This window comes from Vibrio campbellii CAIM 519 = NBRC 15631 = ATCC 25920, from assembly GCF_002163755.1.
In the GTDB taxonomy this organism is placed as follows: Bacteria; Pseudomonadota; Gammaproteobacteria; order Enterobacterales; family Vibrionaceae; genus Vibrio; species Vibrio campbellii.
This window is the reverse complement of sequence record NZ_CP015864.1, coordinates 730,408-752,803: the sequence shown is the minus strand read 5'-3', so window position 1 is coordinate 752,803 and position 22,396 is coordinate 730,408. Positions and strand designations below refer to the sequence as shown.

Annotated in this window: 26 protein-coding genes and 3 pseudogenes; 20 read left to right on the top strand and 9 right to left on the bottom strand. The window is 42.6% G+C overall.

The genetic code is table 11. From position 1 onward, the window contains the following. Nucleotides 1–82: 82 nt before the first annotated feature. Nucleotides 83–679, top strand: coding sequence for a cytochrome b (locus A8140_RS19310; RefSeq protein WP_005533163.1), 597 nt, complete (start codon nucleotides 83–85; stop codon nucleotides 677–679). A gap of 97 nt (nucleotides 680–776) precedes the next feature. Here A8140_RS19310 and A8140_RS19305 read toward each other — a convergent pair whose 3' ends face one another. Further along, nucleotides 777–1,349, bottom strand: a complete 573-nt coding sequence (locus A8140_RS19305) for a YceI family protein (RefSeq protein WP_005533164.1) — start codon at nucleotides 1,347–1,349, stop codon at nucleotides 777–779. 310 nt (nucleotides 1,350–1,659) lie between these two features. Between A8140_RS19305 and A8140_RS19300 the strand changes: the two genes are divergently transcribed. From A8140_RS19300 to A8140_RS19290, 4 genes and pseudogenes are all read left to right on the top strand, one after another. Continuing rightward, a complete protein-coding gene (locus A8140_RS19300; protein ID WP_005533166.1) occupies nucleotides 1,660–2,274 on the top strand; it encodes a DJ-1/PfpI family protein in 615 nt (204 codons plus the stop codon). Next, nucleotides 2,274–2,443: pseudogene (locus A8140_RS25920) on the top strand (AI-2E family transporter); the annotation flags it as partial. The gene A8140_RS19300 and the pseudogene A8140_RS25920, both read left to right, overlap by 1 nt. 309 nt (nucleotides 2,444–2,752) lie before the next feature. After that, nucleotides 2,753–3,436 carry a winged helix-turn-helix domain-containing protein gene (locus A8140_RS19295; protein ID WP_005533169.1) on the top strand — a complete coding sequence of 228 codons (684 nt, stop codon included), beginning with the start codon at nucleotides 2,753–2,755 and terminating at the stop codon, nucleotides 3,434–3,436. Further along, entirely contained in the window at nucleotides 3,433–3,894 is a 462-nt protein-coding gene (locus A8140_RS19290) for a hypothetical protein (protein WP_005533172.1), read from the top strand. The genes A8140_RS19295 and A8140_RS19290 overlap by 4 nt, the downstream gene beginning before the upstream one ends. Nucleotides 3,895–3,956: 62 nt before the next feature. Here A8140_RS19290 and A8140_RS19285 read toward each other — a convergent pair whose 3' ends face one another. Next, nucleotides 3,957–4,568 (bottom strand): outer membrane beta-barrel protein, encoded by a 612-nt coding sequence (locus A8140_RS19285; RefSeq protein WP_005533174.1) that lies wholly within the window; start codon nucleotides 4,566–4,568, stop codon nucleotides 3,957–3,959. Between the two features lie 537 nt (nucleotides 4,569–5,105). Between A8140_RS19285 and A8140_RS19280 the strand changes: the two genes are divergently transcribed. The 3 genes and pseudogenes from A8140_RS19280 to A8140_RS19265 all read left to right on the top strand — a co-directional run bounded on the left by A8140_RS19280 (nucleotide 5,106) and on the right by A8140_RS19265 (nucleotide 6,809). Further along, the gene (locus A8140_RS19280) at nucleotides 5,106–5,456 is read left to right on the top strand and encodes a DUF3147 family protein (protein WP_005533176.1); all 351 of its coding nucleotides are present in this window, start codon (nucleotides 5,106–5,108) and stop codon (nucleotides 5,454–5,456) included. A 238-nt stretch (nucleotides 5,457–5,694) separates the two neighbouring features. Further along, a complete protein-coding gene (locus tag A8140_RS19275) occupies nucleotides 5,695–6,024 on the top strand; it encodes a YceK/YidQ family lipoprotein (RefSeq protein WP_080619538.1) in 330 nt (109 codons plus the stop codon). Nucleotides 6,025–6,326: 302 nt separating this feature from the next. Then, a pseudogene (locus A8140_RS19265) lies at nucleotides 6,327–6,809 on the top strand (tetratricopeptide repeat protein). Between the two features lie 26 nt (nucleotides 6,810–6,835). Here the strand turns inward: A8140_RS19265 and A8140_RS19260 are convergent. Continuing rightward, complete coding sequence (locus A8140_RS19260; protein WP_005533179.1) at nucleotides 6,836–8,167, bottom strand: MFS transporter; 1,332 nt, start codon at nucleotides 8,165–8,167, stop codon at nucleotides 6,836–6,838. A gap of 114 nt (nucleotides 8,168–8,281) precedes the next feature. Then, nucleotides 8,282–9,073 carry a CLCA_X family protein gene (locus tag A8140_RS19255; RefSeq protein ID WP_005533182.1) on the bottom strand — a complete coding sequence of 264 codons (792 nt, stop codon included), beginning with the start codon at nucleotides 9,071–9,073 and terminating at the stop codon, nucleotides 8,282–8,284. 303 nt (nucleotides 9,074–9,376) lie between these two features. Between A8140_RS19255 and A8140_RS19250 the strand changes: the two genes are divergently transcribed. Continuing rightward, nucleotides 9,377–10,378 (top strand): metal-dependent hydrolase, encoded by a 1,002-nt coding sequence (locus A8140_RS19250; protein ID WP_033000274.1) that lies wholly within the window; start codon nucleotides 9,377–9,379, stop codon nucleotides 10,376–10,378. A gap of 17 nt (nucleotides 10,379–10,395) precedes the next feature. Here the strand turns inward: A8140_RS19250 and A8140_RS25715 are convergent, their stop codons facing one another. Beyond that, nucleotides 10,396–10,791, bottom strand: a complete 396-nt coding sequence (locus A8140_RS25715) for a hypothetical protein (protein WP_080619539.1) — start codon at nucleotides 10,789–10,791, stop codon at nucleotides 10,396–10,398. Between the two features lie 724 nt (nucleotides 10,792–11,515). Between A8140_RS25715 and A8140_RS19235 the strand changes: the two genes are divergently transcribed. Then, nucleotides 11,516–11,707 (top strand): hypothetical protein, encoded by a 192-nt coding sequence (locus A8140_RS19235; protein ID WP_033000277.1) that lies wholly within the window; start codon nucleotides 11,516–11,518, stop codon nucleotides 11,705–11,707. A 110-nt stretch (nucleotides 11,708–11,817) separates the two neighbouring features. Further along, nucleotides 11,818–12,276 (top strand): hypothetical protein, encoded by a 459-nt coding sequence (locus A8140_RS19230; RefSeq protein ID WP_005431386.1) that lies wholly within the window; start codon nucleotides 11,818–11,820, stop codon nucleotides 12,274–12,276. A gap of 258 nt (nucleotides 12,277–12,534) precedes the next feature. On the opposite strand, the gene A8140_RS19225 is transcribed toward A8140_RS19230, so the two are convergent. Continuing rightward, nucleotides 12,535–13,752: a multidrug effflux MFS transporter gene (locus A8140_RS19225; protein WP_033000279.1), complete on the bottom strand. Its 1,218-nt coding sequence runs from the start codon at nucleotides 13,750–13,752 to the stop codon at nucleotides 12,535–12,537. Between the two features lie 374 nt (nucleotides 13,753–14,126). Here A8140_RS19225 and A8140_RS19220 point away from each other — a divergent pair. From A8140_RS19220 to A8140_RS19195, 6 genes and pseudogenes are all read left to right on the top strand, one after another. Continuing rightward, a pseudogene (locus tag A8140_RS19220) lies at nucleotides 14,127–14,225 on the top strand (threonine efflux protein); the annotation flags it as partial. Between the two features lie 13 nt (nucleotides 14,226–14,238). Then, the gene (locus tag A8140_RS19215; RefSeq protein WP_005533194.1) at nucleotides 14,239–14,493 is read left to right on the top strand and encodes a hypothetical protein; all 255 of its coding nucleotides are present in this window, start codon (nucleotides 14,239–14,241) and stop codon (nucleotides 14,491–14,493) included. Between the two features lie 68 nt (nucleotides 14,494–14,561). Next, a complete protein-coding gene (locus A8140_RS19210; protein WP_005533196.1) occupies nucleotides 14,562–14,975 on the top strand; it encodes a nucleotide triphosphate diphosphatase NUDT15 in 414 nt (137 codons plus the stop codon). A gap of 66 nt (nucleotides 14,976–15,041) precedes the next feature. Beyond that, on the top strand, nucleotides 15,042–15,521 hold the full coding sequence (locus A8140_RS19205; protein WP_005533198.1) for a P-loop nucleotide/nucleoside kinase family protein: 480 nt from the start codon (nucleotides 15,042–15,044) through the stop codon (nucleotides 15,519–15,521). A 137-nt stretch (nucleotides 15,522–15,658) separates the two neighbouring features. Then, nucleotides 15,659–16,096: a hypothetical protein gene (locus A8140_RS19200; RefSeq protein WP_005533200.1), complete on the top strand. Its 438-nt coding sequence runs from the start codon at nucleotides 15,659–15,661 to the stop codon at nucleotides 16,094–16,096. Next, on the top strand, nucleotides 16,097–16,276 hold the full coding sequence (locus tag A8140_RS19195; protein ID WP_005533202.1) for a DUF1289 domain-containing protein: 180 nt from the start codon (nucleotides 16,097–16,099) through the stop codon (nucleotides 16,274–16,276). 10 nt (nucleotides 16,277–16,286) lie between these two features. Here A8140_RS19195 and rcnR read toward each other — a convergent pair whose 3' ends face one another. Then, nucleotides 16,287–16,559, bottom strand: coding sequence for a Ni(II)/Co(II)-binding transcriptional repressor RcnR (gene rcnR, locus A8140_RS19190; RefSeq protein WP_005533203.1), 273 nt, complete (start codon nucleotides 16,557–16,559; stop codon nucleotides 16,287–16,289). Nucleotides 16,560–16,864: 305 nt separating this feature from the next. Here rcnR and A8140_RS19185 point away from each other — a divergent pair, with 305 nt between their 5' ends. Beyond that, nucleotides 16,865–17,287, top strand: coding sequence for a GNAT family N-acetyltransferase (locus A8140_RS19185; RefSeq protein ID WP_033000282.1), 423 nt, complete (start codon nucleotides 16,865–16,867; stop codon nucleotides 17,285–17,287). A 116-nt stretch (nucleotides 17,288–17,403) separates the two neighbouring features. Here A8140_RS19185 and A8140_RS19180 read toward each other — a convergent pair whose 3' ends face one another. After that, the gene (locus tag A8140_RS19180; protein ID WP_005533207.1) at nucleotides 17,404–19,164 is read right to left on the bottom strand and encodes an ABC transporter ATP-binding protein/permease; all 1,761 of its coding nucleotides are present in this window, start codon (nucleotides 19,162–19,164) and stop codon (nucleotides 17,404–17,406) included. 154 nt (nucleotides 19,165–19,318) lie between these two features. Further along, nucleotides 19,319–19,495 (bottom strand): DUF6435 family protein, encoded by a 177-nt coding sequence (locus A8140_RS25240; RefSeq protein ID WP_005533209.1) that lies wholly within the window; start codon nucleotides 19,493–19,495, stop codon nucleotides 19,319–19,321. 451 nt (nucleotides 19,496–19,946) lie between these two features. On the opposite strand from A8140_RS25240, the gene A8140_RS19175 reads away from it, so the two are divergent. Beyond that, nucleotides 19,947–21,173 (top strand): DUF819 family protein, encoded by a 1,227-nt coding sequence (locus A8140_RS19175; RefSeq protein WP_005533211.1) that lies wholly within the window; start codon nucleotides 19,947–19,949, stop codon nucleotides 21,171–21,173. Between the two features lie 396 nt (nucleotides 21,174–21,569). Next, on the top strand, nucleotides 21,570–22,319 hold the full coding sequence (locus A8140_RS19170; protein ID WP_005533214.1) for a MipA/OmpV family protein: 750 nt from the start codon (nucleotides 21,570–21,572) through the stop codon (nucleotides 22,317–22,319). Nucleotides 22,320–22,396: the final 77 nt, after the last annotated feature.

Sequence of the window (22,396 nt, the reverse complement as noted above, 5' to 3'; positions counted from 1 at the left end):
TATTTCTTCAATCTTCATCATGGGAACGCTCTTGCTCGCCGTATTCCCATGCCAATCTTAAATAAAAGTCAGTGGTGACAATATGTCGAAATTAGATTCTGGTCAGAACCAGAAAGCGATTCCGCACGTCCAAAATACATCCACTCAACAATACGACGCGTTCAGCAAATGGCTACACTGGATTATGGCAGTGATTATTATCTATGCAACGATTGCAGGCTACGGCATGTTATTCGTTATGGATATGCCGCAACTGTTCCACGTTTTATCGACGCTTAATATGTCGTTTGCAACGATCGCTTCGGTACTATTGATTGTTAGGTGGGGGTGGTCATTTTTTCGTAAGACACCAGAGCTACCAGACACGATTCCAAACACTCAGAAAAGCATGGCCAAACTTGCACATGGCACTATCTATCTAGTGATGTTCGTTGTGTTTGTCAGCGGTTTTTTAATGCTTAAGCACGAGTACCCATTCTTTTGGCTGTTTACTATTCCAAACCCAATTTCAAATGCTGAAGTGAATGCGTTCTTTTTTATGGTTCATCGTTTTGGTTGCGCGACTCTGGCAAGCTTGGTTTTGCTACACGCGCTGGCCGCTCTGAAACATCATTTCGTGAATAAGAATGATGTATTAAAAAGCATGGCGTTTAACTTGTCCAAGCTAAGTCGGTCATAAACCTTAAAGAAAGGTTTGTTTGATAGCGCATAAAAAAGGCTTGGTGAGCCTATCCAAGCCTTTTTTCCAGTTAGCCAGCCGCTTTTGGGCTACTAAACTACTTTTTAAAGGTTAGGTTCAGAGTAAGTGGAACTCTATCCGAAATCTTAATTCCACCAACCGTTGCCGCCAAGTTGGTCAAGTTTTCCGTTGGGATACCAAAATCACTAGCACCGATGATGACAGGTGCACTTGAACTTACCATTACCGTATTACCTGCATTGAGAACCACAACAGGGAATTCTACGGATTTCGTCTTACCAAACAACGTCACTTCAGCCGGTACTATTACCTTGTGTGAACCTTCACCTAGAGCGGACCAATCCACTTTACCTACCACCTTCACAGGTGCATGTTTAGCAGATTCAAAGAAGATTTCATTTAGACGAGTGTTACGAATAGGGATACCTGTTTCAACGCTATTAAGATCGATAACAACATCAAATTTGCCATTGTTGTCTAACGTGCCTGATAGAGTATCAATGATCGCTGGCTCGACAACAAACTGGTTCTTGATTGTAGCAAAGCTTACTGAAGAAAAGTTTGAATCCAATGTGTAGTTGTCTGCCGCAAATGCCGCACCAGAAAATAGTGCGACTACAATGCTTAGAGTAGAGAAAGCCTTTTTCATTATTGTTAACCTTATTTATGTTGAGCGATGGTTCGACATGATAGTAGTTCGGATTTATAAAAGTTAATAAGGAATTAAATCGATTGATTTCAATGATTTTTTCGATGTGATTGACCGCGCAATTATCCTAAGTTGATATCAATACAACTGATGTTGCGTCTACTCTGAATGTCAAAAATACGCTAATTAGTAAGGGCTTATTAAGTACGTGCGAATGTATGACCATTATTTCTATTGAACAACTCGCGACTTGCTTAGCTTATCGTTACACTCTTCGCAATGTTTAATAATTGGTTAGGTTAGTTGGCTTATGTATACCGTTGGCATTGTGTTGTTTGATGATTTCACTGACGTGGACTTTTTCTTGATGTATGACCTGTTGGGAAGAACCCAAGACAGTTGGACCGTCAAAGTGTTAGGAACCAAGCCAGAACATATTTCTCACCTAGGTATGGCGGTAAAAACGGATGGTCATATCTCTGAAGTTGTAGCACAAGACGTGGTACTAATATCAAGCGGTAAGAAAGGGATCCCAGCAGCACTCCAAGATAGAGAGTTTATGTCGGCAATGAAGCTTACCCCTGAAAAGCAACTGATTGGCTCGATTTGCGCCGGCTCTTTTATCTTGCATGAATTGGGTTTACTTGATGGTAAACAGTTCACAACAAACCCAGATGCGAAACCAGCATTGGAAAGTATGGGAGGGGACGTTCAAGATATTCCTCTCGTTGTAGAAGGCAATATTGCAACAGCAGGTGGTTGCTTATCACTCATGTACCTCATCGGTTGGTTAGCAGAGCGTCTGTTTGATTCAGATAAGCGACGCGAAATTCAAAACCAGTTGATACCCGCAGGCCAGTTAGAGCTTTTTGAGTCGTTGATATCTAAAACCATCGCGGGTGCGGAGCAGATAGATCGCTCTTAGTTTTCGGCCTGATGTCTGGCGGTATTTTGGGCATGTTTATTGGTGCTGCACTTTTAGCGACAGTTTATCAGGTATTTATGCAGTGGGTAGACGCCGAAACTCAAGATGTGGCAGCAGAATTAGATAATACGACCCGCCTAAAAAAGAGTTAGAACAACCTAAAGACTGAGCTCTATCAAAGGCTAGCTAAAAGACGGTTTCTCTTGCCATCTTTTTTATTGCCGTCTAAGTCTTTTTATTGGCAATACTGGTTATATGATTACCCATCGAACAAGTTTGCGCGAGTAAGGGTGAGTATCGGCATTGCGCATTTTATTCTGCTGATGATGTAAGGATCGCCTTAGCAGAGGCAGACGAAGCGCTATACAAAGCTAAGCATACCGGTAGAAACCGCGTTTACGTCAAGGGTTGATAGTGGCTTTGTATATCAACTATAATTGTGGGCCTTTTAACTAAAACGTTCATAGGCAAAGTAAAAGTGAGAAAACAGTACACTTGTGACGATTTGATATTCGACATCGAAAAGATGAGCGTTAGCACAGGCCGCCTTGAACGCTCATTGAATTACAACGAATGTCTTTTACTCAAAGCCTTTATGGACAGTGCAAATGAGGTTATTGATAAAGAAGCCCTTAAACAAGCAGGGTGGCCGGATACTATCGTAACGGATTCCTCACTTCAAAAATCGGTACAAAAGCTAAGGCTTGCCATTGCCATCTCTGAACATGTTGAGCTTCGCACAATTTCCGGCGTTGGGTATATGCTCTATTGCCGATCCTGTAATGAGGCCTCTCCCACTGTACGAAGTCTATTTAATTCGCTTAACGTAATTAAAACCTTACTAGTGACTATCTCGTTAGTATTGGTGGTACTGTCATTCTTCAACTTTTCTAGAGTGACCAATACGCACTTCTTTTCCTATATCCATGATGATTATGAGATTATTGAGTTACACGGTCACCAAGTCCTCAAACATATAGATATAGAGATCCCTCCTGAGATTCTTTCTTTCATTCAACGCTCTAAATGTGATTGCTTCTATTTTATTGCAAAAACTAAAAGCTTTTATACTCTATCTATTTATGAAAACGAACATCAACGTAGTGAAAATCACTCGTTTGAAATCAACACAATACCTATGCTGATAGAGGAACTTGAATGATACGCAGCTTGAGACCTTGGGTAATTTTTTGCTTTTTTTCAATCGTTTTTTTCGGCGCTTCAGTGTTTGTGAGTAACAAGAATTTTCTTTTAAGTGGAAGATATACCACCACCGTGCAAAATTACACAATAAAAGATGGAGTGTGGAAAGAGCGTATTGAAGTTGATTTGGATGACAAGACGTTAGAATCGACAATATCTCTTGAAGGAGATGGCTTAGAGGGCGTTGCACTCTTTGCCCTATCTGGAAAAATTACTAAAGCTTTTAACGGTAATTTTGAGTTTATCTACACAACTCAAGCAATTCAAACTACAAAAGTATTGGATGGATACCAAGCCGGATACTATAGTTCTATGTTTTTATCTGGTAAGTCGAAGAGCCAGCTTATCTATCACGATGAAAACATCGATGTGATAACACGAGGTCGACATTACTTGATGCTGAGCCGAGATTGGTAGGTGAATTCGTAAAAGTAAAAATTCTCCCGGTTTCCCGGGAGAAGAACTCAACTAAGGTCGTTTTAGAAGTGGTATTTCACGTTCGCTGTAAGGAATGTTTCGTTCCCAATCTTGTATGACGATGTAATTCTGCCGCCGTCAGCTAAACTTTCGCTTTCAGCAAAGTGGGTAAGGTAGCTCACTTCAGTGCCAATGCTCCAATCATTAAATCGGTAGTTTAGACCAGTTTGTGCGCCCAGAACGACACCATTTAGCTCGTTAGCATCTTCAAAGCCGCTGTGTGTTTCGTAACCAAACTTACCACCAACTGTCCAAGCAAGTTTCTGAGTAATAGGCACAAGGTAGTCGTATTGTGTGTAAAATGTGTTAACGTCAGCATTTTCACCGTAACCATTCTTCACGCCTAATTCGCGATAGTCGTAACCGATACTAAATTGATGTGCTTGATTGAGAGTTACACCACCTTTAAGGCCAAATACCGTTGAAGTTTTTAGATCGACGTGTTCTTGTGTGTCTACGCCTGGACCATTAATTTTTGATCTAACTTGACCTGTTAAGTTTGTGCCGACATCAATGCCAACAAATGGTTCGTAATTCATTGCTGCATTTACATTGAAAGCTGCCGCTGCTGAAAGTGCTGCTAGGGCAAAAAGTTTGTATGTTTTATGTTGCATCACGTATTTCCTGGTTTAATAGCTACAGATTGATGACCAACGCTCACCAGTTGTCATCTTTGTACTTTTCAAGTTTTCATGAAAGTTACTGCTACGATATATACTGTTCAAAAAAAGAGAAAAGAATTGCACTGAAAGCTACGGAAAAAAGGTCAAACTTTGCCTTTATAAAAATTTATCTTTTTTCTCATTATATTAAGACTGTGATATTTATAGTAATTTTTCGTATTTTGAAAATTGCGTATAATTGAGTTTCGGCTAAACCAGAAACATAGCTAGTCATTGTGATTTAGTGTCGCACTCACAAATATGGCTTTATCGCCTTGTAAATCAGGTACGTATCCGGTGTAGTTTGTACGACTACTTGGCATGACGAGGGCGTTAATCACGCACTCATAAAGGTTAATGTGTCAGCGCTAGACTGGGCAATGACGCCAGAGCAAATAGTGGATTTGATAGCTCACACATGACCAGTAATTAACTGCGTGTGGGATTGAGTGATTATGGACGAGTGCATCATCGATCAGGAGGATTGACATGCTATGGATTGTAACCAAGTACCTGACAACCGCTGCTATTGTTGTACTAATATCTGAAGTCGCAAAGCGAAGCGATAGATTAGGCGCATTGGTTGCCGCATTGCCTACCGTGACAATATTGGCTTTGGTTTGGATGTATATCGAAGGGCAGGGAACGGAAAAACTGTCTAATCATGCGTTTTATACTTTTTGGTTTGTTGTGCCAACACTGCCAATGTTTCTTCTTTTCCCTTACCTACTCAGTAAGTATTCTTTTTGGATCACTTTACTTATCAGTTGCATCGTGTCTGTCGTTTGTTTTGCTATAACCAATTTGATAGCTAAACAGTTTGGTATTAACTTGCTATAACGCCCCGCTAAACATCTTTATTATTTCCTCAAGTTGAGCTTTGGGACACGTCTTTATGTTGGCTTACACGAGGGGTGGCAAACATAAATACCTTGATCAAAAGAAATAATGCATTCGTCACGAAAATTGATTTAATACCCATTAAATTAACTAGATAGGTTGTTTTATAAATACATAAGGCGTTAATGTCGCCGAACAATAATGTATTTCAATATCAATCAGTTGGAACCTATCGAACATGAAAAACAATCTTCTTAAAAAACTACAAGTGCTAACCTTTATAGCAATGGCTTCTTTGATGGTGGGATGTTCATCTATGGATGCACATGCTAGAGGTGGTTACGGTAAACCATTCTCCGGTACGGCGTTGTCAGTTGCGCGCCAGCCATGCTTCTTGGATGGCTCTGCAGTGTCATATGCTTTGTATCCTATTTCATTTGTGGATATACCTCTGTCTTTGGTTACTGATGTTGTGTTCTTGCCAGCAGATTTAGTCATGTTATTTACTCCGACGACGAGCTACGGAAGTGTTTTGTCCCAGGGGTGTCCGAGCGGAAGTATGATCTAATAGTGTTGTGACTTTTAATTCTCATTTATCTTGAGTCTTCAACAAAGCGTGAAATTCCCTCTTGACCTCAGGTTAACTTGAGGTCTTACCTTCGAGTACTTTTAGAACACGAACCAAAAATCTTTAAGTAAGAACTAGGAAAAGGAATTTCCATGAATCTAAATCAAGTACTGTTAACCGTAAAAGACATCAAACTATCCATCCAGATTTATCAAAAGCTGGGGTTCAAATTTTAATGCGACCCATGACGTGGAGCGAATCGCTACAGATATAAATAGGTGCAATTTCAAAGGAAGAAAATGATGGAATCAGTCATCCAGCAGGCCATTGAGCTATGCAAAGCGTTCAACTACCAAGAATCTAGAGCGTTGCTCACAACGCTATTAGGTGACGAGAATGACGTGGCGAAAGCTCACCTGCATAGTGCATGGTCTTAAGATAATGAAGGTAAAGAATAAGAAGCCATTAAGCACTATACGGCGTCTCTTGAAGGGGTACTTTCTGCTGATGAAAGGTTCGATGCTTTATTTGGTCTCGCGAGTACTTACCGTAGTCTTGGAGAGTACCAAGAAGCACTAAGTTACTTCGAGCAAACCATCAACGAATACCCTAATGCGGTATAAGTTCAGCCGTTTTACGCGATGTGTTTCTACAACCTCGGTCGTCATAAAGAAGCGACGTCGTTCTTGCTAGAGTTACTGGTTTCAACCACGAACAGTGAAGCCATTAAAGCGTATCAGAGTGCGATCTCCCTGTATGCAAAAGACTTAGATAGAACGTGGTAGTTTGAACCTTCCTACCAACAGGCGATCTAAAAGATCGCCTGCTTTTTGTCTTTGATATAGAAAAAGACGCTGATTGCGACAAATAAAAACGTAAAGTAATAGAAGAACGAAGACAGGGACGCGATAAAATCAATGTGTTGTTCTATCTGTTCCTCGGTGTAGTTTTGCGATAGCAACTTGTAGTAGTAGGCATAGAGCATACCGATCAACCCGTAGCCTAGGTTGAACATCAAACCTTTGAAGCTCAATACCGTTGCTCGGTTATGTGACTCGGTCTTTTTGTTCAGGTGGTAGCTGATGAAGATGTTCATCGTCATGATAATAAAGATCAGAATCAGCGCAGGAATTACCCCATAAATTGACCAGCCCATACTAATCCAATAGTAAGTTGCCATTGTGGCAATCCCCATGACTAAGATGAACGTCTTCGGCCCCATGCTTTCCGCCAATCGGCGGCTTTGACCAGCCAAGATGATCTGCAATAAGCTAATGCCAGCCCCGATAAAACCGAAGTAAATAATTGGAATGTCAATAGCGCGATAGTACTGACTGTTCATGGTTAAAAACATACGCGAAGTGTGTTCGAACAAACTGTAATAAAGCAAGATAAACAGTACGTAAGGCGTAGACAGTACCCATTTCGCTGTGTTGAGCGTCAGTTTCATACTTGCTATGGTCGAAGCTAATTTATTCTCGTTGCTAGGAATAACCCTTTTTGCTTCTCTCATGCCCATCGCCGCGTAGATGGCGATCAACGCAACAAGCAATGTCGCGTAAACAGGGATGCGCATGATGTCTTGGGTCGTTTCTGGCTCTGCCAGTCCAAGGAAATGATACACCGATGCCATAAAGTTAACGTCGTACATGGCTGCCCCCAATAGTGTGACAACAATACCAACGCTTGACGAAAGACGAAGTTGAATCTGCAACACACGTGGCCACAGCTCCTCTTTGCCTTGTTCTTTTAACGTATCGTACGCCAATGCTTCATCGGCGCCGCTTGCCAACGCCATCGCTAAGCCGCTCAATACTCGGTTAATCAAAAACACAATGAAAACAAAAGTGGGGTTCCCAGTTGGGACAAAGGCGATCATTGCGATTTCGATGAACATGACGAGCGATGATAAAACCACCAGCCTTTTACGACCTAGCGTATCAGCGAAAGCGCCAGACGGTACTTCAGCTAAAACAATGGTCGCCGCCCACACGACATTGAGCATGGCAAACTGAGAAAGTGTTAACCCGTAGTCCAAATAGAGCAGGGTAAATACGGGATAATAGAAGCGCGCAAAATAGCTGGTTCGGAACATAAGGAAACAGCGGACATTACGAATTTTTAGAATTTCTTTTGACGTCATGAAATATTCAGTAGCTTGAATAATAGAGTGTTATGTATAAACCTTTTTAAGATTGATGTGAAAGGTTTATGCTCAAACTGCGCGAGATAATGATGAATAGTCGCTATTCACGTATCAACGGCTTAGGGCATCTCCCAAAGGGCGAAAGTACGCTTGCAGTGCGTCATTAATGACATGTCTATGCGCTATATCGGGATAGAGGGGCAAGGTGTCTGGCTTGGTTGTGCCCGAAACTAGATAAGCGTTCTCTATGCCAGAGCATGACTCTACGACGGCCTCAAAGGCTCTTGCCATCATCTCAGTAGGCTGTGAGAAGTAGCTCGATCCCATTGCTTGGTCTGCCCGCACACTTCGAGACACGTAGTCGTGTTTGTCTTGACCATCTGCGTTAAGCAAGGTCGCATCGAAAATCTTGAGTAAGCGCTCGTTCAATAGGTGGGGGAAATGATCGGCATTTTGAAGCCAACAATCGCTGGCGAAAATCGTCTTACGCTGAGGGCCGGAACGGTCGCCAATATCAAACGCCTTTTCAGCAATGTAATGGTCAAATGCGTGCCAAAACTCATGGGCCAGTGCTCCGGCTCCTGCGTTTTTCGCTAATGCCAACTCGCGCTGATTCGGGGCGTAATGCGCTTGAACGCCTTTTCGTCCCCCAGTTCCGAAAGCAAGATTCAGGTTGCCACGAAGACCAATAGCATTAGGAGGCAGTGCCAATATAAACGCCAAGTCTGCTAAAGAATCGAAGATCAAGTTCGCGGCGAGATCTTTTTCTTCCTTGTTCACCCACTTACCAATACGAATACCGCCGATGCCAAACGTCTCTTTAATGTCGATGAACGACACTTGGTCGCCGTGACGATAATCAGGGCCTTTACGCGTTTTGTATTTAAAGCTGGTTAGCTGCAAGAGATGCCTCGACAATGGTACAGGTTCAGTGGTGTGGACGTTTATACTCCAAATATTGGATACGGGATTATACCTGAATAGAAGACTCATAGAGAAACTGACATAAGTTGAAACGTCAAACCCTACCTCTGAGTAGTATTTAAGACAAACTCGCGAACAAACCTAATCCATCTACACTAAAACTAACGCGTTATTTTTCAATTGCTTTCGGCGTGATGGATTAAGACCAGTCCTTTTATTTAAATACGGAGATTTTATGGGGCAAAGAGTTCTTGTTTTTAAGCACAGCAGAGTGAACAAACCTTGGATCCATTAACTCAAGGATTAGTTGGGGCATCCTTGGCCCTATCAGCGAGTAAAAAGCAGCATTTAGTGGTTGCTGGAGCACTTGGCTTACTTGCAGGCATGGCGCCAGACTTGGACATATTGATCCGATCAACCAATGATCCATTGCTGTTTTTGGAATTTCACCGACAGTTCACACATTCACTTTTCTTTATCCCTATTGGAAGCTTTATCTGTACCCTGATATTACATCCACTCATTGCTAAAAAAGGTGGATTATCCTTAAAACAAAGCTGGTGGTATTGCGGATTAGGTTACGCTACACATGGCTTATTGGACGCATGTACCAGCTACGGAACCCAGCTCTTATGGCCGTTCACAGATACCCGTTATTCTTGGAGTACGGTTTCCGTGATTGACCCTCTTTTTACCTTACCAATCTTGTTCACTTTGATACTTGGCCTGATGAAGCGTAACCCTTGGTATCCGCGTATTGCTGTAGTTTGGGTGCTTGTTTATCTTACATTTGGCATGTATCAAAGAGACCGAGCAGAAGAGGCAGGTTGGGCGTTAGCTGAAGCAAGGCGGCATACACCCCAACGATTAGAAGCCAAACCCACGTTCGCAAATACCTTGGTTTGGAAAGTCATCTACGAAACCGAACACCATTACCACGTTGATGCCATAAGAGCAGGGAGGTCAATAAAAACGTATACCGGAGAGTCCATTGCCAAGTTGAATGTGGCTGCAGATTTTCCATGGTTGGATCCTGCATCGCAGCAAGCCAAAGACATTGAACGATTTCGTTGGTTTTCTGATGGATTCATCGCCAGAGACCCAAACAAGGGATTGCGAGTCATTGACGTGCGTTACTCTATCGTACCAAATGAGATCAACGCTTTGTGGGGGATTGAATTATCAGAGACAGCCGATAAAGGTACGCATGTAGAATACACGACACATCGCGACAGCTCTCAGCAATCAAGGCAAGCTTTTATCGAGATGTTGAAAGGCGATTAACCGAACGACACCACAAGTCACGACGTGTATTGAAAGTCTTTAATCAGAGTCGGTTTGTGTGAAAAAAAGAGCCGGCTAAACAGAGATTTATATTCCCATCCCCGCGACAGTAACCGCTTAGCCAGATGTCGGTTTTCAATGATAGCAACTTCAACGCCTTGATACTCGTACGGGTGATCTCTAACGTAACTAAGAAACGATGTAAAAACACCTTGTCCTCTGATCTTGGAAGCGAAGTTAACTGAAACAATCGAAAAGCGTTGGCTGCCTACTGAGCAATGAACGAAGCAGTTCCCTAATGGGTGAGAAATGGTCTCTGAGAACTCAGGGAAAGGGCGAGATTCTAGGTCCTGTGACAGTTTGTCGTATTGGTTGCACAAATGTTCAAGTAGTTGTTTCGCATCGCTATTCATGTCGTTCTCACTCACGTGTTATTGGGGGGACGGCATTGGTTTCGTTACTATTTTAAGCACAGCAATGAGCACAAAACGCGGTGAAGTTTCCGCAGAGCTATTTCCTCTTTTTGAAGTTTGAAGGGTTTCAAACGAAGATTTTGGGGCTCTATATGGAATAGGGCTGGGAAGTTTTGCTACTCTAAAGGCGGGATAGTATTAAGAAGGACGTTTAAAGATGGCGCTCAAGAACAACAATGGTTCTGTGCCGATCCTTTACTCATTGCACAATTGCCCCACGCGATTCGAGCTCGATTTGCATTGTTCAAAGCCCAGCAACGCATCTTAATGCGTTCCATTTAGCTCGATGACAAACCATTGGAGATGTTAGAAGCTCCACCGAAGGGAAGTGTGCCTGTATTCGTGATTTCTTACCCGAACTTAAAAGCGTGGTTGAACGGTTATATTCAGAGCTCTCAGTTCTCCAAAGTGATGAAAAGCTATGACTTGTGGCTCGAAGAACGGCGAGATGAGTTTTTTTGGTAGTTAAGTTGCGGCACTTAAGAGTTATGTAGCCAAAATCGCTCAGCGCACCCTCACATTTGCAATATTAGCTTACTCGTCCACGCATTGACGGCTAACCTCAAGACGCGCATTCTTTTACGTTCACTCAGGGCAGGTTTGCCCTTGTTGGCAAGTAGATTGATCGTTGTTTGCTGTGCTTGTATTGGAATGGGTAGATCGTATGAACAAAGTTATTATGTTGGTGATGGGGCTGCTTTTTACCAGTCGTTTATTTGCAAGTATTGTCCCTCATGCTAGCCAGCTAGAACACGATGCACCTATTCTGCTTCGTTCAGCATTAATTGTTGGCATTGCGGGATTCCTTGTTTGGAAAGTTTTCCAGTATTTTCAGAAGAGCAAATCTTCCGATTAACCTCTGTTATCTGCGTTTGTTTTTTCATCAAAGATAATAAACGCTGGTAATTGAAGCCACAGTCTTTAGAATGCGCACCCTAAAAGTGATAACTAATGTAGAGTGATTTTATGCTTCGTGATTACACATTCGATTGTCTAGTGACTATGCCACGCCATGAACTGGAAGAGTTTAGTGCGCGCATGATCGGCAAAATGGTACCAGAAGACGTGATGAACGAGCTGTTTACCTTTGATCAGGAAGAAGTAGACAGTGAAGACCGCATGTTGTCGGCGCGCCTAGATGCGATGTTACGTATGACAGCAATCGCGCTAAGTGAAATTCAACAAGCGTTTGATGAATCGGATAACGCGAAGCAAAACAGCGAGCGAATGACGCGTCTAGTCCTTTGGCACTTCTACGCAATTTCATTCCGTCTTGAAGAAGCAATCACACTGGAAACCCATTGTGAACAAGTAGAAAAGCTACTAGAAAACACACCAACAGATGTCTTCGCTTGGGTGAAAACTCTGACAGAGCTTCTGCACACATACGCAGAGATCAACGCGAAAGAAAACCCACAAGATTAATCTGGGTTGCCAAATTCAACATAACAAAGACGAGCGGTTTAGCTCGCCTTTGTTTTATGTGATTGTCTGTATGAGAGCCCGATTATCAGGTCAAGAGTGTACTGATAACCGCGTCATATTTTAAGCTCCATACGTTTTTGGATAAACTAGAGCGAGTTTATTCCCAACATCGTTCCAAGTAGATCATTAAGAATCTAAAAGTACCCTACAGTAAAAAGGAGAGCGTTGACATGCTCTCCTTATTTTATTTATGAGTGATTAGTTGACGTCTGATAAACCTGACGTTGTTTTCATGCGTACATAATTCGCCAGCCAAAGGGTAGCCAAAACGATAACGACAAGCGTCATGATTTGGACGACTGACTGCGATGTTCCCTTGTAAGCATTACTGCCAATATCGATAGCGGCAGATACTATAAACAGTCTTATCGCTGTCACTAGAGATGCCGCAATGCCCGTGAGTTCTGGAAATACCTGCATTGACTTTGCAAAAAACAAACCTATCGATAATCCAGCACCAATCGAAAACAAACACATGGTTGCCGTTAAGAATACTGGTGAATCCAGTAAATTCGACGGTGATATGAAAAATATCAGGGTATTAGCGAATATCAGTCCAAGGCCAGTTGCTTTAAGCTTTTCAACACCGAACTTATCTATCAAGCGTGAGTTGTTCAAACTTACCAAGACAAATGTGCCGAGTGTCGCCATTTGGTAAAACGGGAACTGCTTTGGGCTAACCCCCAACTTATCGATATACAGCAAGGACATATTTGACACATAAATCATGTAGGCACCAAGGATCAAACTGGTGACTAATGTGTTGTACCAAAACTCAGTGGAAGATAAGACCGTCTTATAATCACTGAGAATACGCTTTGGTGCTAGTTTCTTTCTTTTGTTCACAGCGAGAGATTCTGGCAAGAACAGGAAACATTTGAGTGCGGAAATAAGCACGAGAACTGCGATAAAAACGAAGTTTGCTTTATAGCCCATATGTAAGCTGATCCATCCACCAATGAGTGGAGCAAAAGCCATGAGACTAACCACCAATGTGTTTAAGTCTGAAATGAGTTTTGCTGCTGATTCTTCCTCGAATAAATCGAAGATCATTGCCGTACCCACTATCACACATGCTGAGCTTCCGAAGCCTTGCAATAGTCGAAATGCCAGCAGCTGTTCAATACTTGTCGAAAAGATACAGCCAATGCTTGCGGTAAGAAAAATGCTAAAACCAAACATTAACACCTTTCTGCGGCCAAAATGATCGGATAGAGGACCGTATAATAAAGAGCCGAGACAGATACCAATAAAGTTGTAGCTCAAAATGCGCTGAACCATAACAGCATTGGTGTTGAAATCGCTGAGTATATCTGGAAATGTTGGTAAATAGATATCCGTCTCCATTGCGGCACCAAGGAAGATAAACACCATTAAAAATCGAAACCACTTTCCCTCATGAGATATGAAAAACATAGTTAATCCACTGTGATTATTCTAATAATAAGAAATACATGCTCCGCAAAACGGGCATTGAGTATGAGTTAGGTTTTGTTGGTGGGATGTTGCGTAATGGAGAGGAGTGTTACGCAAGGTCGGCTTTTCCCGGCGCTTGGTTGTGATCAAGCTGAGTATGAATGTAACATAATATTTCAATGCTGCAAGCGTGACTTCAATGTTTTTCAGCTATTTTTCTCGAACAAAAAAGATGTCTCTTAATGTGCTTATTGTTATTTAAGTATCTGATATTAATGGTTTATATTTTGTATGTATAGATTGAATTTATTAAAGTTGATCGGCAATATAGCCCCGATAAATAACACATGTTGTATGATGCCTCATGGAGAAAAATGGATCTGAGCTCAATTTTACTGTTTGCCGTCACTTGCCTTGGTATCAATATGATTCCTAGGCCTGATGTGATCTATATCGTTTCTAATACCATGAAAGAGTAAATATAAAATGCAATACTTTCAATACTATGGCATCGATTGGGTCGCTATGGTGCTCACTTTTCTCGCGATTTGGCAGATCGGTAATAAAAACAAAATTGGATTCATATTGATGATGTGCGGCAATACAAGTTGGGTGGCCGTTGGCTATTTGACGGGCAGTGTCGCTATGATCATCGCTAACGTTATTTTCTTCTCGATGAATTTAAGAGCGATCATAAAATGGTCCAAGCCAGAGCCTAACGCTAAAACGGTAGCGCAATAATAAACGAATTAAAATGCTAAGCTCGACAAGCTAATAAAGTGGACGTAGCGGTTTGAAATGGACGATACATGAATAAACAAGTAAGAGTTGGAGTGGCGACCATCATCCGTCGTGATGGGGCTATATTACTCGGTGAGAGAATTGGATCTCATGGTGCGAATACTTGGGCTACACCCGGCGGGCACCTTGAACTCGGTGAAAGTATAGAAGATTGTGCGAAGCGAGAAGTGCTTGAAGAAACCGGCCTAATCGTTGATTCAATTGAAAAGTTCACCTTTACGAATGATATTTTTGAGAAAGAAGGTAAGCACTACGTCACCTTGTTTGTCGTTGCATCGAGTGTCAGTGGCGAACCACAAGTCACTGAGCCGGATAAATGTAAGCAATGGAAATGGTGTCGGCTAGATGATTTACCAGAGCCACTGTTTCTACCGTTGATTAACTTACTTAAAGAAGATAATACGCTAGAAAACTTTGTATAAAGCAACTGTTTAGTTTTGCGTTAAATTGGTATCGAATGGTGTTTTTTGGTTCATTAAGGGGAATGTATGGCCCAAATCTATTTCGTATGTGGCTTTATTGGTTCTGGTAAAACAACGTATTCTAAAGCCCTTGCAGAAAAGCATGGTGCTTTTCGTTTCTCTATCGATGAATGGATGATTCCTTTGTATGGCGAACACATGGAGCGTGAAGTCTTCGATAAACGATTGGCGACACTGCAATGCCTCTTCAAAGAATCAGCGCAACAACTGTTTTCTCTCGGAGTCCCTGTTATTTTTGATTTCGGTTTCTGGCGTAAGTCAGATAGAGAAAGCTTTATCAAATGGGCATCAGACGTTGGTGTTGAGAGTGAAGTACATTATCTCGACGTACCTTTTGATACATGTAAGCAAAGAGCCTCTCTGCGTAACGCAGACCTAAACAGTAAGTCTTATCATATGACACCAGAAATGCTGGACCTATTTTGGTCTTGGTTTGAGACTCCAACGGATAGCGAAAATGTGGTTTGGGTTAAACAAATAGGGTAAGCATTTTGAGTAAAGAGATCATGGTTGCACCGTCTCCCGTCCCTCCAGTGCAATTTCCACATATACTAGGGGGTAGTATTTTATACTTGGGGGGAGTATAGTTTTCAAATCGCAACTCATGGGGGGAGAGTGACAACATGAAAGATGTTAAGGGTGTTTTTCGTAACCTAGAAAAAATGCTGGAAAAAGCTAACTGGTTTGAAGACGGTTGGGAAATTTATAACCGCGGAGAATACCTCCAGTTATACAAACAAAACTGGTTCAACGAAAACCAAGGTGGCGTTCATTTCGAGACTTTTATCGAGGGGCCGCAGATCAAACAAAAAGCATTTCCAGTTTGCATGCACGCAGAAGAAGATTGTCCATCACAGGCAGAATTTATTCGTCAATTTAAACAGCTAGAGGGCAATCGCATTTCGAGCTGGAAGGGGTATAAAACGCTAGATAACAGCTATGGTATCTGTCAACGAACTATGCCACTGAATTTCAAAAATCTAGAACAACGTTTGTTCGAAGAATTCAACCGACTGCGCGCTCTCGAAGCAAGTATCGATAAAGTGTTAGATAGGCTCTAAATGAAAAAACAAAAAAGTCCTTGTGTGGATTTGTGCGATTTTTCACACCGTAAAGGGTGGTGCGCTGGATGCGGAAGAACGCGAGAAGAGTGTAAGGCGTGGAAGTCGATGAAGCCTTATGCCATCAACTCGCTCAAGAAGGATTTACAAAAGCGTCTATCTCAAATGAAAGCCGAATAAGACCAGGCAACTACTTGACGTAGGAGTCGATTACCTTCATCACAACGTTCATATCAGCCTCGCGCTGATCTTTATCCTCTTCTAGAACGAGGTGCTCATGTAAGTGGCCTTTAATGACCTCTTTCATTAAGCCATTTACAGCACCTCGGATTGCGGCAATCTGTTGTAATACGTCCTGACATTCTTGCTCTTCATCCAGCATTTTTTTTAGACCATTTACTTGGCCTTGTATCTTACTGACTCGAGCCGTGAGCTTTTTCTTATCTTTGGCTGTGTGTGACATGGCAAAAGTTCTCAATGTAATTCGCGGAAGATAGGTATGAGACGTAATGTAGCACCGAACTTATACTGGGGGGTAGTGTTTTAAGTTGTTTTCTAAAACCAACTACAGCGACGTAAATACCTTGAATTCCCCCAAGTCTTTGGGTGTTTCATTCATTGCGACACTGGCTCAAACGTACTCAACAAAAATTGTGTTTTTAGGCACTTATAAAATACCTAAAGGCTATGTATAGTGGCGGCAAGCGGAGAGCTACAAGCTGCTTTCATGTCAGCATTCCCCGCGTTATTACAATAAAAAGGTAAATGATGATTGAAGTAGTAAACGTCACTTTTGAAGGTGAAAATGAACAACATATTCGTTCCATTCGTGAACGTGTTTTTATCAACGAGCAGGCTATCTCCCCGGAAATTGAATTCGATGGACTCGATAATGTGGCAATGCATTCATTGATTCTGTGTAATGGTAAACCCGTAGGCACCGGACGAATTTTAACTGACGGCCACATTGGACGTATCGCCATCCTTAGCGATTTCCGAGGTCAGGGCTTAGGTACAAAAATTGTGTTGTCTCTGGTTCAGGAAGCAGAGAATAAGGGTTACCCGCGTGTTTATCTTGGTGCGCAAAAGCATGCGATTGATTTCTATGCCAAGCTGGGTTTTAAGCCTTTTGGTGATGAGTTTCTATCGGCTGGAATTGTGCACTTATCGATGGAAAAGACGTTGCGTTAAGACGCCATCGGTCGGTTGATCGCGCAGCTTTTATCTAAGCTTACAAATCGCGACTAGGTAGAGCTGTGGACAGAGAAACACAGAGCCCGCTAAGGATAGCGGGCTTTGTGTTATGGTTACTCTAAGTGCTTAAACTGTAACGCCACTAAACGCTGGTACAACTCACAGCTTTGCATCAACGATTGGTGGTTACCGATATCAATCAACTCTCCACCATCTAACACGGCTATCTTATCCGCATGTTGGATAGTCGACAGTCGGTGGGCAATGATTAGCGTCGTTCTGTCTTTCATCAGAGCCTCAAGTGCCCGCTGAACATGATGTTCACTTTCACTGTCTAGTGCGCTGGTGGCTTCATCAAGCAATAGGATTTTAGGGTCTTTCAAAATGGCACGAGCAATGGCGATGCGCTGTTTTTGTCCGCCAGACAATCTCACGCCACGCTCGCCCAAAAAGCTGTGGTAACCATCTGGTAGTTTTTCGATAAACTCATGAGCATGTGCTTTCTTCGCTGCTTCAATGACCTGCTCGTCAGTAGCATCCGGATTACCGTAGCGGATATTATGGAAAACATCGTGACTAAACAAAGCCGGTTGTTGCGGCACCAATGCCATTTGACCACGAAGATCGTTTGGATCGAACTGACGAATGTCTTCACCACCGAATAAGACTCGCCCTTGTTGCGGGTCATAAAAGCGCTGCAGTAATTCGAACAGAGTCGTTTTACCGGCACCTGATGGGCCAACCAGAGCCAACACTTTACCTCGTTCAGCCGTTAGGTTTAATCCTTTCACTGCGGGTTGGTCTGGGCGGGAAGGGTAGTTGAAGCTCACTGAATCAAACGTTACTTCCGCAGGCATAGAATCAGTGATCGATATGTGGTTAGTTGGTGCCGTGATGTCACTTTCCACTTGCAGAATCTCAATCAACCTCTCTGTAGCACCTGCAGCCCTTTGCAGCTCGCCCATGACTTCTGAAATCGTCGCTGTAGAGGAGGCAACCATAATGGCATAGAACACAAATGCTGCTAGATCGCCGCCCGACATCTTACCGTGAATAACGTCACTGCCGCCGACCCAAAGCATCCCGGCAATAGCACTGAATACGATCACGATAACGCCGGAAATTAGAATCGCGCGTTGTTTGACTCGTTGTCTGCCAACTTCATAAGCTTTTTCCACTTCTACTGCAAATGCCGCGCGCTCATGTTGCTCTGAGCTAAAGCTCTGCACGGTTTTGATATGCTCAATCGCTTCACCTGCGTAGCTGCCTACATCTGCCATCGTGTCTTGGCTTTTCCGAGATAGGGCGCGTACTCGTCTCCCGAAAACCAAAATAGGAACCAAAACAAACGGCACGGAGGCCAGCACAATCAAAGTGAGTTTAAAGTTAGTCGCAAACAGCATGATGATGGCACCAACACACATGATTGCGCTGCGCATGGCCATCGAAAATGAGGACCCGATAATGCTTTGCAACAGCGTTGTGTCTGTGGTGAGCCGAGACATAATGTCGCCGCTGCTATTAGTCTCAAAGTAACTAGGGTGCAGTGTCATTACATGGTTAAACACCGCAAGACGAATATCCGCACTCACGCGCTCGCCGACCGAGGAAACCAGATAGAAACGGAAAAACGTGCCCGCAGCAATACACAGTGTCACGCCGATGATGAACTGTATCGCGTTAGTGAGTTCTTGTTGTGATTGTTGGGCGAAGCCTTGATCTATCAACATACGAACGCCGTAACCCACGGACAGCGTTAGACTTGCTGTTGCGAAGAGGGCAACCAAAGCTGCGGCAACTCGCCATTTATGAGGCGAAATGAAGGTGTTGAGTTTTAGAAGAATGCTGAGATTTTTATTATTTTTTCTGCTCATGAGTGGCTCACAAAGCGTTATAGGTAACAGGCATAGTAAGCGACTTTTAAGAGAGAGACCAGAGGTCTATAGCAATAGGCAGGCTCACGATGGCGAGAAACCCCATGGCCTGCGTGCTCGCTGGGCTTTGTTATTTCAACTGTTTAGCAAGGCATTAGTTCTGTGGCGTGTTCAGTGTTTTGATTTGCTCAAATACTTCTTCTGCTTCTGCGGTTAATAACGAGTAAGTTTTAATATCACCGCGACGCTGTGCCTGCATGGCTTGCTCACATAGCATTGAGTGACGCTTTTTGAGCTTTTTAACCGAATTGTTTTTGAAAAAAGAAAACATCCATAAATCCTCTAGTTAAGACCTTTCTTTGTTACGCATTGGCGTGGATTTTGGTTCATGCTCTTAACCTTTTAATAGCTATATTACTGATAGTTAGAAGGCGCTCATTGATCAGATTTTCGTCTCAGTTATGAGCCGCTTTGGCTGAAAGTTATTAGTCTTTTGCCATACAAAAACTTATCCATATCTATTGGGGTGGTTATGTTTAAAAATGTTAATGCTTACCTATTAATCATGAGGCATATATGGAAAGTTATGAGGCAATTTTTTTTGTGTAAAATAAAAATAACTTAATCGCCTTATAAATAAGGGGGCGAGAGCGATTGTTGTGATGTGGTAAGGGTATTTCAAATTGTTTCTACTGTTACATGTTGTAACATTGGCGCCTTGTCTGTATGGTTCACCCTCTCAAAAATTAGAGATTCACGCTCAAATTAAAGGAAGAACTATAATGATTTCTAATGATGCAGTCATCATGGGCATGTTAGCGGTGATACTTGGCGGTATCTTCATTACGGAAAGCAGCCAAAACAGCGCACTAAAAAAATTCTATTCGATCATTCCTGGTCTTTTACTTTGCTATTTTGTTCCGTCACTACTAAATAGTTTCGGTATTATTGATGCGTCAAATTCTAAGCTGTACTTCGTAGCAAGCCGTTACTTGTTGCCAAGTGCACTGGTGCTTTTGATCATTTCTGCTGACCTTCGCAAAATCATTGGCCTTGGCCCAAAAGCCGTTGTCATGTTCTTAACGGGCACGGCGGGTATCATCATCGGTGGTCCACTGGCGATTCTTATTATCGACCAAATATCTCCGGATCTTGTGTCTGGTGATGTATGGCGCGGTCTAACCACAGTCGCAGGTTCTTGGATTGGCGGCGGTGCTAACCAGGCGGCGATGAAAGAAGTATTCGAAGTGGACGACCAGCTATTCTCTGCGATGATCACTGTGGACGTTATCTGTGCCAACGTTTGGATGGCAATCTTGCTAATCATGGTTGGTCGTCAAAATAAAGTCGACGCATGGCTAAAAGCCGACACATCATCTATTGAAGAACTGAAAGAAACCGTTTCTAAGTATCAAAAAGAAAACGATCGTCCAACAACAACAACAGATTTGGTTAAAATTGCCGCGATTGCGTTTGGTTTAACGGGTCTTGCCCATTACTTCAGCGATATGATTGCGCCGTGGATTTCAACCAATGCCCCAGAACTGTCGAAATACAGCCTAACGTCAGGTTTCTTCTGGTTGATCGTATTGGTAACGACGTTTGCGCTGATTGCTTCTAGTTTTAAATCAACACGCAGCCTCGAGCATGGCGGTGCATCTAAAATTGGTTCAACCTTTATCTACATCCTTGTTGCGACCATTGGTATGCAAATGGACGTGACAGCAATCTTCGATAACCCAGGTTACTTCTTTATCGGCATCGTATGGCTAACCATCCATGCTGTACTGATGATTGCTGTTGCGAAACTCATTCGTGCGCCGTTGTTCTTTATGGCTGTAGGTAGCCAAGCGAACGTTGGCGGTGCGGCATCTGCTCCGGTTGTTGCGGCGGCATTCCACCCAGCACTTGCGCCTGTGGGTATTCTAATGGCCGTGCTAGGTTATGCACTTGGCACATACGGTGCTTACATTAGCGGCCTATTAATGCAGTTGGCGGCAGGGCAATAATCCTGTAGCGCTTTTCGCAGCGCATTGAGAACAAAGGTATTTTGGGAACGAAAGGTACATTAGTTACAAAAGTACATTAGGAGCCAAAGTGCATTGGAAAAAAGTCCGATATGGCAACGACCATGTCGGACTTTTTTATTTTTAAAAGCATAGGTACATAACCGTACTCAAGCATGAGATTTCGCTCATCTCTGGTGTATTTATTCAAGTTTTGTTGGATCTGTTTCTATGATTTATTTCTGAATTTTATAGGGAGGGCTCTGATAAATAACGTCATTTTTCAATCTAAAATGCATTTATAAAACTAATCAACAATTTAGATAAAATTATATAAAGTTTGTTGAGTTGGTTTTAATTATTCGTAGAATCTCGGCCAATTAAAAATTGGAGCTCAACATGAATAAAACCTTATTACTTGTACCGACATTATTATTTAGCGCTTATTCTAACGCCGACAGCTCTTTGTCTCTTGGTATTGGTGCGCTTTATTCTCCTTCTCCATATATTGGAATGGATACGCAGTTTACACCTTTACCTTCGATTGTTTATCGAGATAAGCACGTGAGCGTTGAGGGTACAACAGCAAGTTACAGCTTTAATGGTCGAGGCGCACCGATTGAATACTTTGCGAAAGTGGGCTTCGATCCTAGGATTATGCGACCTTCGGATTCGAGTGATGCAGACATGCAGAAGCTAGACAAGCGTAAGACATCCTTCATGGGGGGAGCAGGGGTGAGATTCAACTTTCCCGGAACCACCGCGTTTCTAGAAAGCACGATCGCAACCGATATCAGTGGAGTTCATAATGGTCATTACGGAGAGATCAAAGCGGCCTATCCGATAAGAATGGGTGCGTTTGGTATCACGCCTTCAATCGGTTATCAAATAAACAGCGCGGATCTAAATAATCATCTTTACGGCGTATCTCGCGAAGAGGCGAGTCGTACTCGATTTGATGAATATTCCATGGACTATGAGGGTGATTACTTCATTGGCTTGAATGGCTATATGTTCTTAACCAAAAAAATCAGTATTTCAGGTAGCGTTCGTTACGTGAGCCTTGAAGATGATTTGAAAAAAAGCCCAATTCTTTCAGAAACAGACAGCATGACCGCATATTTGTCGCTCAATTACACCTTTTTCTAAATAACCTTTTCTGTCAAATAGAAGCCTAAGCCGGCACACTGTGTCGGCTGTTTAATATATTTGGGATGCGTTTATTT

Bases quoted from the DNA above. Each gene is read 5' to 3' on its own strand.
- A8140_RS19235 (WP_033000277.1), top strand. From the start codon at position 11,516: ATGAACAAAGTTATTATGTTGGTGATGGGGCTGCTTTTTACCAGTCGT.
- A8140_RS25240 (WP_005533209.1), bottom strand. From the start codon at position 19,495: ATGTTTTCTTTTTTCAAAAACAATTCGGTTAAAAAGCTCAAAAAGCGT.
- rcnR (WP_005533203.1), bottom strand. From the start codon at position 16,559: ATGTCACACACAGCCAAAGATAAGAAAAAGCTCACGGCTCGAGTCAGT.
- A8140_RS19225 (WP_033000279.1), bottom strand. From the start codon at position 13,752: ATGTTTTTCATATCTCATGAGGGAAAGTGGTTTCGATTTTTAATGGTG.
- A8140_RS19170 (WP_005533214.1), top strand. From the start codon at position 21,570: ATGAATAAAACCTTATTACTTGTACCGACATTATTATTTAGCGCTTAT.
- A8140_RS19215 (WP_005533194.1), top strand. From the start codon at position 14,239: ATGCAATACTTTCAATACTATGGCATCGATTGGGTCGCTATGGTGCTC.
- A8140_RS19205 (WP_005533198.1), top strand. From the start codon at position 15,042: ATGGCCCAAATCTATTTCGTATGTGGCTTTATTGGTTCTGGTAAAACA.
- A8140_RS19260 (WP_005533179.1), bottom strand. From the start codon at position 8,167: ATGACGTCAAAAGAAATTCTAAAAATTCGTAATGTCCGCTGTTTCCTT.
- A8140_RS19175 (WP_005533211.1), top strand. From the start codon at position 19,947: ATGATTTCTAATGATGCAGTCATCATGGGCATGTTAGCGGTGATACTT.
- A8140_RS19310 (WP_005533163.1), top strand. From the start codon at position 83: ATGTCGAAATTAGATTCTGGTCAGAACCAGAAAGCGATTCCGCACGTC.
- A8140_RS19285 (WP_005533174.1), bottom strand. From the start codon at position 4,568: ATGCAACATAAAACATACAAACTTTTTGCCCTAGCAGCACTTTCAGCA.
- A8140_RS19305 (WP_005533164.1), bottom strand. From the start codon at position 1,349: ATGAAAAAGGCTTTCTCTACTCTAAGCATTGTAGTCGCACTATTTTCT.
- A8140_RS19280 (WP_005533176.1), top strand. From the start codon at position 5,106: ATGCTATGGATTGTAACCAAGTACCTGACAACCGCTGCTATTGTTGTA.
- A8140_RS25715 (WP_080619539.1), bottom strand. From the start codon at position 10,791: ATGAATAGCGATGCGAAACAACTACTTGAACATTTGTGCAACCAATAC.
- A8140_RS19185 (WP_033000282.1), top strand. From the start codon at position 16,865: ATGATTGAAGTAGTAAACGTCACTTTTGAAGGTGAAAATGAACAACAT.
- A8140_RS19195 (WP_005533202.1), top strand. From the start codon at position 16,097: ATGAAAAAACAAAAAAGTCCTTGTGTGGATTTGTGCGATTTTTCACAC.
- A8140_RS19275 (WP_080619538.1), top strand. From the start codon at position 5,695: ATGAAAAACAATCTTCTTAAAAAACTACAAGTGCTAACCTTTATAGCA.
- A8140_RS19210 (WP_005533196.1), top strand. From the start codon at position 14,562: ATGAATAAACAAGTAAGAGTTGGAGTGGCGACCATCATCCGTCGTGAT.
- A8140_RS19290 (WP_005533172.1), top strand. From the start codon at position 3,433: ATGATACGCAGCTTGAGACCTTGGGTAATTTTTTGCTTTTTTTCAATC.
- A8140_RS19230 (WP_005431386.1), top strand. From the start codon at position 11,818: ATGCTTCGTGATTACACATTCGATTGTCTAGTGACTATGCCACGCCAT.
- A8140_RS19300 (WP_005533166.1), top strand. From the start codon at position 1,660: ATGTATACCGTTGGCATTGTGTTGTTTGATGATTTCACTGACGTGGAC.
- A8140_RS19180 (WP_005533207.1), bottom strand. From the start codon at position 19,164: ATGAGCAGAAAAAATAATAAAAATCTCAGCATTCTTCTAAAACTCAAC.
- A8140_RS19200 (WP_005533200.1), top strand. From the start codon at position 15,659: ATGAAAGATGTTAAGGGTGTTTTTCGTAACCTAGAAAAAATGCTGGAA.